The organism is Demequina oxidasica (assembly GCF_000975115.1).
Taxonomy (GTDB): Bacteria; Actinomycetota; Actinomycetes; order Actinomycetales; family Demequinaceae; genus Demequina; species Demequina oxidasica.
Genome location: NZ_BBRE01000001.1, coordinates 980,886 through 993,283, shown reverse-complemented (window position 1 = coordinate 993,283; position 12,398 = coordinate 980,886). Strand labels below are relative to the sequence as shown.

Annotated in this window: 15 protein-coding genes; 5 read left to right on the top strand and 10 right to left on the bottom strand. The window is 65.1% G+C overall.

Going from position 1 to position 12,398, the window contains the following annotated elements; genetic code table 11:
• Positions 1 to 5: 5 nt before the first annotated feature.
• A complete protein-coding gene (locus tag AOP77_RS04605; RefSeq protein ID WP_152649769.1) occupies positions 6 to 647 on the bottom strand; it encodes a hypothetical protein in 642 nt (213 codons plus the stop codon).
• A 57-nt stretch (positions 648 to 704) separates the two neighbouring features.
• On the opposite strand from AOP77_RS04605, the gene AOP77_RS04600 reads away from it, so the two are divergent.
• A complete protein-coding gene (locus AOP77_RS04600) occupies positions 705 to 1,643 on the top strand; it encodes an HhH-GPD family protein (RefSeq protein WP_062209923.1) in 939 nt (312 codons plus the stop codon).
• Between the two features lie 29 nt (positions 1,644 to 1,672).
• Here the strand turns inward: AOP77_RS04600 and AOP77_RS04595 are convergent, their stop codons facing one another.
• Complete coding sequence (locus tag AOP77_RS04595; protein WP_062209920.1) at positions 1,673 to 2,686, bottom strand: aldo/keto reductase; 1,014 nt, start codon at positions 2,684 to 2,686, stop codon at positions 1,673 to 1,675.
• A gap of 243 nt (positions 2,687 to 2,929) precedes the next feature.
• Here AOP77_RS04595 and AOP77_RS04590 point away from each other — a divergent pair, with 243 nt between their 5' ends.
• Positions 2,930 to 3,199 (top strand): DoxX family protein, encoded by a 270-nt coding sequence (locus AOP77_RS04590; protein WP_201774086.1) that lies wholly within the window; start codon positions 2,930 to 2,932, stop codon positions 3,197 to 3,199.
• Between the two features lie 147 nt (positions 3,200 to 3,346).
• A complete protein-coding gene (locus AOP77_RS04585) occupies positions 3,347 to 4,270 on the top strand; it encodes an endonuclease domain-containing protein (RefSeq protein ID WP_062209918.1) in 924 nt (307 codons plus the stop codon).
• A 231-nt stretch (positions 4,271 to 4,501) separates the two neighbouring features.
• On the opposite strand, the gene AOP77_RS04580 is transcribed toward AOP77_RS04585, so the two are convergent.
• Positions 4,502 to 7,072, bottom strand: a complete 2,571-nt coding sequence (locus AOP77_RS04580) for an ATP-dependent Clp protease ATP-binding subunit (RefSeq protein WP_062209914.1) — start codon at positions 7,070 to 7,072, stop codon at positions 4,502 to 4,504.
• A gap of 262 nt (positions 7,073 to 7,334) precedes the next feature.
• Between AOP77_RS04580 and AOP77_RS04575 the strand changes: the two genes are divergently transcribed.
• On the top strand, positions 7,335 to 7,943 hold the full coding sequence (locus AOP77_RS04575) for a hypothetical protein (protein ID WP_062209910.1): 609 nt from the start codon (positions 7,335 to 7,337) through the stop codon (positions 7,941 to 7,943).
• On the top strand, positions 7,940 to 8,164 hold the full coding sequence (locus AOP77_RS04570) for a helix-turn-helix domain-containing protein (protein WP_062209908.1): 225 nt from the start codon (positions 7,940 to 7,942) through the stop codon (positions 8,162 to 8,164). Before AOP77_RS04575 ends, AOP77_RS04570 begins: the two co-directional genes overlap by 4 nt.
• Positions 8,165 to 8,331: 167 nt before the next feature.
• Here AOP77_RS04570 and dtd read toward each other — a convergent pair whose 3' ends face one another.
• The 7 genes from dtd to AOP77_RS04535 all read right to left on the bottom strand — a co-directional run bounded on the left by dtd (position 8,332) and on the right by AOP77_RS04535 (position 12,359).
• Positions 8,332 to 8,757 carry a D-aminoacyl-tRNA deacylase gene (dtd, locus tag AOP77_RS04565; RefSeq protein ID WP_062209904.1) on the bottom strand — a complete coding sequence of 142 codons (426 nt, stop codon included), beginning with the start codon at positions 8,755 to 8,757 and terminating at the stop codon, positions 8,332 to 8,334.
• 61 nt (positions 8,758 to 8,818) lie between these two features.
• Positions 8,819 to 9,160, bottom strand: a complete 342-nt coding sequence (locus tag AOP77_RS04560; protein ID WP_062209900.1) for a DUF2516 family protein — start codon at positions 9,158 to 9,160, stop codon at positions 8,819 to 8,821.
• Positions 9,161 to 9,164: 4 nt separating this feature from the next.
• Positions 9,165 to 9,596 (bottom strand): type II toxin-antitoxin system VapC family toxin, encoded by a 432-nt coding sequence (locus AOP77_RS04555; RefSeq protein ID WP_062209896.1) that lies wholly within the window; start codon positions 9,594 to 9,596, stop codon positions 9,165 to 9,167.
• Between the two features lie 2 nt (positions 9,597 to 9,598).
• On the bottom strand, positions 9,599 to 9,859 hold the full coding sequence (locus AOP77_RS04550; RefSeq protein ID WP_062209893.1) for a type II toxin-antitoxin system Phd/YefM family antitoxin: 261 nt from the start codon (positions 9,857 to 9,859) through the stop codon (positions 9,599 to 9,601).
• A gap of 45 nt (positions 9,860 to 9,904) precedes the next feature.
• Complete coding sequence (gene ygfZ / locus AOP77_RS04545; protein WP_062209890.1) at positions 9,905 to 11,068, bottom strand: CAF17-like 4Fe-4S cluster assembly/insertion protein YgfZ; 1,164 nt, start codon at positions 11,066 to 11,068, stop codon at positions 9,905 to 9,907.
• Positions 11,069 to 11,102: 34 nt separating this feature from the next.
• A complete protein-coding gene (locus AOP77_RS04540) occupies positions 11,103 to 11,732 on the bottom strand; it encodes a heme-binding beta-barrel domain-containing protein (protein ID WP_084622300.1) in 630 nt (209 codons plus the stop codon).
• 150 nt (positions 11,733 to 11,882) lie between these two features.
• Positions 11,883 to 12,359 carry a DUF4395 domain-containing protein gene (locus AOP77_RS04535; protein ID WP_084622298.1) on the bottom strand — a complete coding sequence of 159 codons (477 nt, stop codon included), beginning with the start codon at positions 12,357 to 12,359 and terminating at the stop codon, positions 11,883 to 11,885.
• Between the last annotated feature and the right edge of the window lie 39 nt (positions 12,360 to 12,398).

Below are 12,398 nucleotides of genomic sequence, written 5' to 3'. Positions count from 1 at the left end.
CGGAACTACTTGAGGCGGAAGACAGCGGGTTCGCTCTCGATGCCCTGCACCGTGAGCTGAGCGTTGTAGGTGCCCGCTCCGGGGACCGCGGTTTCTGGAGCGCAGTCGGGAAGCGAACGCTGACCGTTCCATGTCACTGCGACGGTGTCTTCCGTTCCGGGCTCCAGCACTAGTTGAGTGGAGGCAATCGCCTGGTCCTCAGGGCAATCGTTGGAACTGTAAATGCGGTCGGAGCCGGAGGTGATGAGCAACTCGGTCCCCTCCGCTGAGGTGTCGAGAAAGCAGGGGCCTGCACCGTCTTGCGCCAAGTCAACGTCGAACTTTACGGCTGATCCGGCGGCCACCTCATCAGGATTCGCGGTGGTGGTGACGGTCAGATCTTCTTGCCCGCAGGCGCGTGACGCGGCGGCAGCGGTGTCCGCGGAGGTGCCCGGATCCGGTGAAGTGGTGGCGCCCGTAGTCGGCGCGGGAGAGGTGGTGGCAGCATCCGTGGGGGTGCTCGCGGGCTCACCACTGCTGCCCGTTGCCTTGGAGACGAGGAACCAGATCAGCGCGATCAGAACCACAATTCCGATGCCCACAATGAGGCGTCGCTTCCAATAGACCTCGGGCGGCTCATCGCCCACAGGGTTTCGCAGACCTTCCACGGCTCCTCCTCGCTCCTTCAATAACGGTAACCCGCGTGCGGCTGGAACAATGAAGCCATGCCGAAGCCTCCTCAAGCCGCGCAGCCGTCCACGGCGGCCATGCGTGACGGAGTGATGGTGAGCACAGTGATCGACTGGTTCGCTTCCGAGGCGCGGGATCTCCCTTGGCGGCGGGAGGATTGCTCTCCCTGGGGAGTGCTGGTGAGCGAGATAATGCTGCAGCAGACGCCAGTGGCGAGGGTTGAGCCGATTTGGCGCGAGTGGATGTTGCGGTGGCCCACGCCTGCTGCGCTCGCCGCATCCACGCAGGCGGACGCGGTTCGCGCTTGGGGGCGGCTGGGCTACCCCCGGCGGGCGCAGCGGTTGTGGGAATGCGCTCGCGCGATCGTCGAGCGTCACGGTGGTGTGGTACCCGGTGGCGACGCAGCCCTGGGCGAGGCCGAACTGCTTGCCCTTCCCGGCGTCGGCGACTACACGGCTGCCGCGGTGCGAGCATTCGCCTTTGGCCAACGTGCCGTCGTGCTGGACACCAACATCCGGCGCGTCATCGGTCGCGCGTGGCATGGGAAGCCACTCCCGGCTGCGCATCTCGCTCGGCCCGAGCGGGAGTTCGCCGCAGCGTTGGTTCCGGCGGCGGCGGCCGATGCCGTGGCGTGGAGTGCGGGCTCGATGGAGCTGGGCGCGCTGGTGTGTGCGGCGCGTGTGGCCAAGTGCGAGGAGTGCCCTCTTGCCGCGGAATGTGCGTGGCGGGCGGCGGGCAAGCCAGGCTTGGACGAGGCGCCGCGGCGCACCCAGGCGTGGCACGGAACCGACCGTCAGGTGCGGGGCCGCATCCTCGCGGTCTTACGTGCGGCTTCGGCGCCCGTGAACGTCACCGGACTGGCCGTGCTGGAAGACATCGAACCGGGACAACTCGACCGCTGCCTCGGCTCGCTGGTCGAGGACCGGCTGATCGCGCTGGTCGAGAACGACAAAGGCGCGTACGTCCTCGGGTGAGGACGCACGCGCCTTGGCCTTGCTACGAGTTAGCCGCGCTGGGTGCCGTGGACGGCGTACGGCTCGATGGCCGCGATCTCGTCGTCGGTGAGCGGGTCGAACGACAGCGCGCCAACGGTGTCGCGCAGCTGAGCGACAGACGATGCGCCCACTAGGGCCGATGTCACGCGGTCGCCGCGCAGCACCCACTGGACGGCCATCTGGGCGAGCGTCTGACCGCGGCCCTCGGCAATCTCGTTGAGCGCACGGGTGCGCTCGAGGTAGGTCTCGCTGATTTGTTTCTCGGACAGGAACTGCGAGTGCGTCGCACGCGAGCCCTCGGGAACGCCCTTAAGGTAGCGGTTGGTCAGCATGCCCTGCGCAAGCGGGGAGAACACGATCGAGCCCACGCCCTCCGCCTCGAGCACGTCGAGCAGACCCTTGTCGGGAGTGCGCTCGTACATGTTGTATGGGAACTGGTGGATGAGCATCGGCGTGCCGAGGTGGCGCAGGATGCGGATGGCCTCAAGGGTGTCCTCGGGTCCGTAGTTCGAGATGCCGGCGTAGAGCGCCTTGCCCGAACGCACCGCGGCGTCGAGCGCCATCATCGACTCCTCGATGGGGGTGTCGGGGTCAGGGCGGTGGTGGTAGAAGATGTCGACGTAGTCCAGGCCCATGCGGGTGAGTGACTGGTCGAGCGAGGCGAGCAGAGACTTGCGCGAGCCCCACTCGCCGTACGGACCAGGCCACATGTAGTAGCCGGCCTTGGTGCTGACGAGGATCTCGTCGCGGTACGGCTTGAGGTCGGACGCGAACACGCGGCCAAAGTTCTCCTCGGCGCTGCCCGCGGGAGGGCCGTAGTTATTGGCCAGGTCGATGTGCGTGATGCCCTGGTCGAACGCGTCCAGAATAATGTCGCGCTGGGTGTCCAGGGCGTTCGCACCGCCGAAGTTCTGCCACAGGCCCAGGCTCACGCCGGGAAGGCGGATTCCGGACTTGCCGCAGCGGCGGTAGTTCATGTCGTCGTAGCGGGCCTCGCTGGCCGCGTGGGGTGTATGAGTCATGTTGCCCAGCCTATTGTGTTGAGGATTTGACCGCTAACCACCTGGTAGGAAAGGCGACTCAGCGACGGGGAGTTTCGCGTCCGTGACTGCGTTGGACAATGGGTGAGATGACACCTCAATAAGGATGGATGCTTAATGAATATCGCACTTTGGATCGCCGCCGCTGTCGTGGCCGTAGCGTTCGTCATGGCCGGCGCCATGAAACTGTCTAAGGGATAGAAGTCCGAAGACGAGATGGCCTGGATGAAGCACTTCTCTGACGCGCAAGTACGAGGTATTGGCGCAGCGGAGATCCTCGGCGGATTGGGGCTGATCCTGCCGGCTGTGACCGGAATTGCCGTGATCCTGGTGCCTATCGCAGCGACCGGACTGCTACTCACAATGATCGGTGCTGTCGTAATACATGCGAAGGATGGCGACCCCCTCAAGGCCTTCGCGCCCAGCATCGTACTTGGTGCCGTCGCCTTGCTTGTTGCAGTAGGTCGCTTTTGGATTGTCCCCTTCGGAGGCTAGCCCGGGTACCCCTGATCCCCTGTGCTTACATCTGGGCCCAAAATCGAAGAACTCTGGGCCCAGATGTAAGCACAGGAGTAGGTGAGGCTATCCACAGATTGATGTGCAGGCGCATCGCAAGGGAGTTCCACGTGGTGGAGTCGTGACATGGCACTACCTCTCCGCCTATACGCGCCGACGACGGTCAGCGAGTATCTTGACCGCGTACGCGCCCCGTGCCGGAGGGCAGATCTCGAGATCGAGTGGTCAAAGTACCGCGTGAGTGCCGCGCTGCACAGTGGCGACGCTGTAGACCTGCTCCCTGGTCTGATCGTCGCACGAGCACACGTGCAGAATCCCACCGTGAGAGCCCAGGCGATCAGCGCTTGGTGCCCCCGCGCGGTAGTGACGGGGCAACTGGCACTGCACCTTGAACGGTCCGAGTTGGCTGCGCCCGAGATCGCGGACATCGTGATCGAGCGGCCCTATACCGTGAGAGCTCCGGACTGGATCCGCGTGCGGTCGGTGGCCGAACTACCGTCAAGTCGTGTCCGCAACCTGGTGCGCCTGGCCACACCCGCCCATGCGCTGGTTGACGCGTGGCGTGCCGCGCAGCCGCGTGATCGCAGGTCGACCTTCTACGAGGCGATGTGGCAACGAAGTTGCTCTGTCACTCAGCTATACGAAGCACTCGAATGGGCACCACGAGTCCCGGCACGCAGGACGCTCCTACACCTCGTCGCACACTTTGCGTGGGGCGCGACTTCACCGCTCGAGGTGCTCGCGCGGAATGAGGCGTTCACCGGTGCTGATTTTGCGAAGCTTGAGTGGCAAGCAGAGATCACCACCGGCGGCCGGCGTCGAGTCGCGGACGCCCTTCATCGAGAAGCACGTGTGTTGATCGAACTCGATGGCGAGGCCTTCCATGGCTCGGCGAAGGCGCGTCGGGAGGACCGCGAGCGCGACGTCGAATTCGCCGCAGCCGGTTACCTCACTCTGCGCTTTGGTTGGCGTGACCTTCACGACAGGCCCTCGTGGTGCCGCGACAGGGTCCGCCGAGTCCTCAAGACCCGGCTCGACGGTACTCGCTAGCCACTGCGCTTACATCCGGTCGCAAAACTCGTCAGTTTCTCGTCCAAATGTAAGCGCCGGAGAAGAGCTGGTTGGCGGGTCACCGAGGGAGGCGCCATGGAGATCGCGCTGATTGTCTATGTGGGGCGGATCGGGCATTCTCACCTCTAGACGGCCGATGCTGTCGCCCGGCAACGCGAAGGGCCCCAGTCTCCGGGCGGAGACTGGGGCCCTTCGCATTGCTACACCGTGCTACTCGCCGGCTTCCCGGGGCACGTCCTCACCCTCGTGAGGTCCGTCGCCCTGGAGCTCCGAGGGCGCTCCGACGGGAGCGTGCTCGATGGTCATGGGACCGCCGGTGATGTCGTCCTTGTCGAGGCCTTCGAACGTGAACTCCGCAGTGGAGCCCTCGCCCTTGACATCGACGCGCACAATCTGACCTGCGGTGAGCTCACCGAACAGGATCTTTTCGGACAGCGCGTCCTCGAGCTCGCGCTGTAACGCGCGGCGCAGCGGTCGCGCACCCAGGACGGGGTCGTAACCCTTGACCGCGAGCAACTGCTTTGCCGCGTCCGTGAGTTCGATGCCCATGTCCTTGTCCTGCATGCGGATGTCCAGTTTGGCAACCATGAGGTCGACAATCTGCACGATCTCGAGCTGGGTGAGCTGCGGGAAGACCACCACGTTGTCCACGCGGTTGAGGAACTCAGGCTTGAAGTGATCCTTGAGCTTGGTGTTCACCAGCTTGGTCATCTCTTCGTAGCTCTGACCACCCTCAGTCGCGACCGAGAAGCCCGTGGCCTGACGACGCGAGATCGCGTCGGCGCCCAGGTTGGTGGTCATGATGATGATGGTGTTCTTGAAGTTGACTTCGCGGCCCTGAGCATCGGTCAGCTTGCCGTCCTCCAGAATCTGGAGCAGCGAGTTAAAGATGTCCGGGTGAGCCTTCTCGACCTCGTCGAACAGCACCACGGAGAACGGCTTGCGGCGGACCTTCTCGGTCAGCTGGCCACCCTCTTCAAAGCCCACGTATCCGGGGGGAGCACCGAAGAGGCGCGCGACCGTGTGCTTCTCGCCGTACTCTGACATGTCGAGGCTGATGAGTGAGTTCTCGTCACCAAACAGGAACTCGGCGAGAGCCTTGGCCAGCTCGGTCTTACCCACCCCGGTAGGACCGGCGAAGATGAACGAACCACCGGGACGCTTGGGGTCCTTAAGGCCGGCACGCGTACGGCGGATGGCCTGAGAAAGGACCTTGACCGCCTGGCTCTGACCGATGACGCGCTTGCCCAACTCGCCTTCCATCTGCAGCAGACGCGAGGACTCGTCGGAGGAGACGCGTGCCACGGGTACACCCGTCGACATCGCGAGCACCTCGGCAATGAGCTCTTCGTCGACCACTGCTGCGACGTCGAGGTCGCCCGACTTCCAGGCCTCCTCCTTCTCGGAGCGCTCCTCGGTGAGGCGGCGCTCTACGTCACGTAGCGATGCTGCCTTCTCGAAGTCCTGCTCGTCTATTGCGGACTCCTTGTCGCGACGGACGTTGGCGATCTTGTCGTCAAGGTCGCGCAGCTCCGGAGGCGACGTCATGCGACGGATGCGCAGTCGCGCTCCCGCCTCATCGATCAGGTCGATCGCCTTGTCCGGAAGGAAGCGGTCGGAGATGTAGCGGTCGGCCATCTGAGCGGCGGCGACGATCGCGTCGTCCGTGATGGTGACGCGGTGGAATGCCTCGTAGCGGTCACGCAGGCCCTTGAGGATCTCGATCGCGTGAGCGAGCTCCGGCTCGGGAACCTGAATCGGCTGGAAGCGACGCTCGAGCGCCGCGTCCTTCTCGATGTGCTTGCGGTACTCGTCGAGCGTGGTGGCGCCAATGGTCTGGAGCTCACCTCGTGCCAGCATCGGCTTCAAAATCGAGGCGGCGTCAATCGCACCCTCGGCTGCACCCGCACCCACCAGGGTGTGGATTTCGTCGATGAACAGGATGATGTCGCCCCGCGTGCGGATCTCCTTGAGCACCTTCTTGAGGCGCTCTTCGAAGTCACCGCGGTAGCGCGAACCGGCAACCAGCGAACCGAGGTCGAGCGTGTAGAGGTGCTTGTCCTTCAGCGTCTCGGGCACGTCGCCGCGCACGATCGCCTGGGCCAGACCCTCGACGACGGCGGTCTTGCCGACGCCGGGCTCGCCGATGAGGACGGGGTTGTTCTTGGTGCGGCGCGACAGGACCTGCATCACGCGCTCCATGATGAGCTCGCGGCCCACGACGGGGTCAAGCTTGCCTTCACGTGCCGCCTGCGTGTAGTTACGGCCGAACTGGTCCAGGACGGTCGATCCGGCCGGGGTGCCCTCTGCGGGGCCGCCGCCTGCGGTCGCGGGCTCCTTGCCCTCGTAGCCGGAGAGCAGCTGGATGACCTGCTGGCGAACGCCACCGAGGTCTGCTCCGAGCTTGCCAAGCACCTGTGCCGCCACGCCTTCACCCTCGCGGATGAGGCCCAGCAGGATGTGCTCGGTGCCGATGTAGTTGTGTCCGAGCTGCAGCGCCTCGCGCAGTGACAGCTCGAGTACCTTCTTGGCGCGGGGGGTGAAGGGGATGTGACCAGAGGGAGCGTGTGAGCCCTCGCCGATGATCTCCTGAACCTGCTCGCGCACGCCGTTAAGGCTGATATCCATAGCCTCAAGTGCCTTGGCTGCGACGCCTTCGCCTTCGCGGACGAGGCCCAGCAGGATGTGCTCCGTGCCGATGTAGTTGTGGTTGAGCATGCGCGCCTCTTCTTGGGCGAGCACCACTACACGTCGGGCCCGATCGGTAAACCGTTCGAACATTTTCATCCTCCTTCGTCGTCCGGCGGGTGCCGGGGTCTCCACAGTCTCCTGTGGTGTTGCAACCAGGCTAACCACGGTCAGGGGGTGGTTATTGCGATGTTCGCCAGGGGCGTGACAACCGTGACCTAGCCGACACCGACGCTTGCGGGAGGATTTGGCGGCCGATGCTGCGGCCGGGTGGGATGAGGTTACTGGGGTTGACGCGCGTTTCCGATGGGCATATCGTTTATCAATAACAACGATTATCGATATGGAGCAGGCCATGAACGACACGAGTCGCCTCGACCGATCCGACCGGATCGGAATGTATCTGTCCGTAGTTCTGGTGGCAGTCACGGCCAGCCTCGCGATCGCCGCCGCAGTACGCCGTTTGCTGGAGGTCGGTTCGGGAAGTCACGTTCCTGTCACTGTGCCGCTTGCCGGCGAATCAACCATGATTCCGGTGGGACCCCACGGGTCGATGGTAGCCGCGACGATCGATTCGGCCACGATCATCGTCCCCGACCCCGCGCCAGCGACCCTCTTCGCGCTTTACGCGCAGCCCATCTGGATGGCGCTCGCTGTCTGCGCCGGAATGGTGATTGCCGCACTGTTCTTCCTGCGGCTAGCCCGCGGCCGTGCGTTCTCGAAGGGCGCTTCGGCACTCGCCTACGGGGGCGCGGCCGTCATCATGGCCGGTTGGTTCGGGTGGGTCATTCTGACCAACATGACGACCAACGGAGCACTGTCCGCCGTGAGTGATTACACCTATGACTCTGTCCAGTTCGAAGGGGGCCTGGCGCCAGCACTTGTCGCCCTCATCGTGGGAGCCATCGGAGCAGCCTTGGGCATGGGCGAACGCCTCCAGCGCGAGACCGAGGGCCTGGTATGAGCCCAGCCGATTCTGAGGAGGAGCTCATCCATTGCAGGCTCGATGAGCTTCTTGAGGCGCGCGGCATGACCCTCACTAGTCTCAGCGAGATCGTGGGGGTCTCGGTGGTCAACCTGTCAGTGCTGAAGAACGACCGCGCGCGTGCGATCCGCTTCTCGACGCTGGCCGCAATCTGCGAGGCGCTCAATTGCGACGTGGGGGACCTGCTTGTGACCGTTTAAAGTCTCGGCCGCCTGCGTGACCCCTTGCGCCGAGAGATGTCTACCGGCCTAGAGAGGTCTAAGAATCTGCGTGGCCGCGCTTCTTGCGCCACTTCTGACGCCAGGGCTCGGGAAAGAGGAAGCCAGCGATGGCGTCCGAGATGCTGACGAGTGCCTCAAGGATCATGTCAGGCCTCCACAATGATGGTGATGGGTCCGTCGTTGACGAGTTCCACATCCATGTGGGCACCAAAGACACCGGTGCCTACAGACAGACTACGCTCGCGCAGCGCAAAAACCACGGCTTGAACGAGTGGCTCAGCAATGGCGCCGGGGGCGGCGCCGTTCCATGAAGGCCTGCGCCCCTTCTTCACGTCGGCGTACAGCGTGAACTGGCTCACCACAATGATGGGCGCGTCCACGTCTGACGCTGACTTCTCGTCGTCAAGGATGCGCAGCTCCGCGATCTTGCGCGCGATGGTCTCGACCTGCGCTGGACCGTCACCGTGAGTGACGCCCACGAGGGCGACGATTCCCTGCCGGGTGAACTGTGCGGTGACTGCGCCGTCGACGGTCACCGATGCGCGTGAGGCCCGCTGAAGTACGGCCCTCACGAGCGGCCGATGCTGGGGCGGGGGATGGTCGGATCAGTCACGTGAGGTCGTGGCGTGGTGACTACCAGGTGCCGCGATTGTTGTTGCGAGGGCCGCTGGGTCCGCCGGAGAACCCGGACACCTTGGGCTTGACGTCCACGAGATAGAAGATCACGGCACCCAAGGAGATGATCCCAAGCAGGCCCACGGTGCCGGAACCGTTGCCGAGTGGCCAAGGCAAGCTGACGAAGGCGATGGCAGTGGCGGCGATCATGAGGACAAGCCACAGCGCCTTGCTCTGCTTGCCGGCGGCCTTAAAGGCGCCATCAGAGGTCTTCGCGGCATGTACCGCAGCAAAGATGGCTGCAATGAAGGCGGCGACGGAGATCGCCAGAATGATGGCTGCCTGAAGGAATGCGAACATGCCCCTACGCTAACGCAGGCGGCAGGACCAGCAGTCCTTCCGCGCTCGCCGCGCTCGCGAGCCGACGGTCCCACGCCGCGAAAACCGGCTTCGCCTCGGCCAGCACCAGCGCGCTGGCGAGGTGAATGGCGTCGCCCGCCCGCAACGGGCGGCGGTCGGTCAGGGCGCCCGATGCATCGGCGACCGCGGCCGTCACCTCCACCTTGTGCAGGCAGGGCCACAGCTCGTCCCAGCGCTCGCGCGCCTGCGCGGCAGGAGCTGCGTCAATACGGCCAATGCGCTCGGCAGAGGCGAGCACGGAACGCACCTCCGAATCCGCGATACGGGAGGTAAGAAGCGCATCGGCGTGCTTCCAGAGACCCACCACGAGGGGGGTTCCGGTCTCGAGTACGCACAACTTCACGAGCGCGGACGTATCAAAGTAGACGAGCGACATGGCTACCTGCGCAGCCGGCCGAGCAGGCTCGACAGCGCGTCCTTGGCCGCCTCGGCCTGCGGTAGGCGCGGCACCGCGCGGTCCTCAGCGGGCGGGGTAATCAGCCCCTCGGCCTCGAGCTTGGCAAGCAGCGAGGCCCCATCAACTCCGCTGAGCCTGGCGATGGGCACGCCGTCCTCGGTGATCACGACGTCTTCGCCAGCGCGGGCGCTCGCGAGCGCCTCGGTCAGGCCTGAACTGAGGTCCTTCGCGGTAATGTCCACGCGTTCACCGTACTCCCGCGAACTCCGATGCGCGGGGAACAACGCCTACTCTTCTGGCAGGTCGCCGCCATTGGCGGCACATCCCTTGCCCATCATCAGTCCGCGCATGGTGGGGCCGGGCTTGGCGGGGCGGTCCGCGGAGAAGCCATCCGCATTCACAATCAGCTCCTGCGCAGCAGCGACGTCGCCACCGTCCGTGGGGATGTTGAGTTGCGCCGAGGGGTCGGTCGCTCGCTTGATCATTGCGAGTGCGATGGGACCGTACTCGTAGTGGCGACCCACTGAGGTAATGCGGCCAGCCTGCTTGGCGCCGTCACCCTCGCCGATGAACACGGCCGCGCCGAGTTCCGGAATCGCGTGGTTGGAACCGTCCAGGTGCAGCATGGTGAGCCGGCGCGGGGGCCGCCCCACGTTGTGGACCTTCGCCACGGTCTCCTGGCCGCGGTAGCAGCCCTTGTGGAGGTGAACGGCGGTGCGTAGCCAGTCCAGTTCGTGGGGAAGCGTGGTCTCGTCAACCTCGTGGGACGCGCGTGGTCGGTACGCCGCGATGCGGGCGGCCTCGGTGGCCCAGGTGCCGGCAAGCGACCATCCGGAATCCAAACGCGCGTCGATCTCCGACTCGAGGTCGGTGCGCGGCACCAGCACCAGACGCCAGGCGCGCTCAGTGCCCGGGTGGGTGCTGGAGTCAGCAGCATAGGTAGTGCCGCCTACCGCGATGTTGGGCCACGGGTCCACCCAGGTGACAGGCTCGCCCTGTGCGGCCGGAGCCGAGATGGCCTCGCCAAGGGCCGCCCACTCGGACGTCGCATCGGTGACCTCAACGCGCAGCATGAACTTCATGCGGTCAAGGAAGGTCACGAGTCCGGTGGGAGTCTCGGTGATGAGCCACGCGGTCTCACCGTCGTCGACCACGTTCGCGACGTGCTCGATTCGTCCCTGCGGGCTGAGGATCATGAACTCGGTGCTGACGCCGGGCGCGAGGGCCGCGACCTCCTGCGTCGTGAGCGAGTTAAGCCAGGTGAGGCGGTCAGGGCCGGAAACCGAGACGATGCCGAGGTGAGACTGGTCCACCACGGCACGCCCTGCCGCTAACGCTCGCTGCTCCGCGGCGGGGTCACCGTAGTGCCAGGCGACTCCAGCATCGGCTCCCGCGTCGGGGACGGCGCCGTGACGCAGGAGCATCGGCGAGGTAAGTGTGGGGGAAGTCATGTGGGGTGAACGCGCCAAGGGCGCGTGCGATTCCTTACGAGTCGGTGCCGGCGTCGCCGCCGGGAGGTGTGGAGTCCGACTCGGCCGCGGCATCGGGCGTCGCGTTCGAGCCGTCGACACGGGCGCCGGTGGCATCCGTGACGCGCGACAGGCGCGCGGAGGCGTAGGACTGGAGCTCGTGGCCGAACGCGGCTAGGTCCCAGGCCCACATGAGTTCGCCTTGAACATTGCCGTAGAGACGGGTCGCCCCGTTGACCTCGGCGGCGGACTCCGTACGCGCCATGAGGTCGGTCGCGAGGTCGATGCGCCCGTTACCCACGGCGCCGACGTAGACGGCGACGAGGCCCGCGGCATCCGCCATGACTACCTCAAGCGGGTGCTGGAACTCTTTGAGCTCGATGCCTTCGGGGGTGGTGGGGGCGACGCGCCAAAAGCCCGATTCGACCGACCACACCTGTCCGACTTCGCCATCCATTCCGATGGTCGTGATGGTCGACGTGTAGTTGAGGTATGGGCCGCCGTCGTGGGTGAAGGACATCTCCTGACGGAAGTCCGAAGCGGGGATGCCGGGGTAGTCGATCACTCCGTGACCGGCCCACGTGCCCACCAACCAGGCGAGGGGGTAGACCTCGGGAGCGAGGTCCTCAGGAATGGCGAACGTCATCGCTTGGAGACCTTGAGCAGTCGCCAGGCGACCACGCCGGCAATCCAGGTCACCGCGAGAAACGCGGCCACGGCGAGGGCGATAAAGGTGACTTCGAGTGCGGTCATGCGACGAGTCTAACCTCCGCTTGTGACGACCCCAAAGGGCCGCTTAGGCGTTGCGGGAGGAAAGGCGCTTGGTGAGGAGGTAGATCTCGCAGCCGAGGCAGAAGTTGAAGACCGCATTGAGAAACGATGCCACGGCGACGAAGCCGGCGAAGATGAAGAAGCCCACGCCGGAACCGAGTGCGCCGAACACGACCGCCAGGATGGAAAACGCGAGGCCCACCTGCTGCGCGAAGCGGGGAGCGCGGAAGGACTCGGTTTCGCTGGGAGGCGCGAGCTTGGGACGAACAAAGCGCTTGAACAACGCCGCCTGCAATGTGGCCTGCGGTCCCACCACAGCACCGGGGACAAACATCAGTGCGAGTACCGCCATGATGACGACACCGACGACGTTCGCGCCGACGACGAGCGCGGCGATCGCGAGCACCAGAGTGATGGCGGCGCCAAAGCGCGGCCCACGGGGATCGATCTGCAGATCGCCCGATGCTGGGGCTGGCTTGGTGGTGGGGGTGTCGCTGGTCATGGTGGTCCTCCTGGAAAGGCTTCTATTTTATGCGTGGGG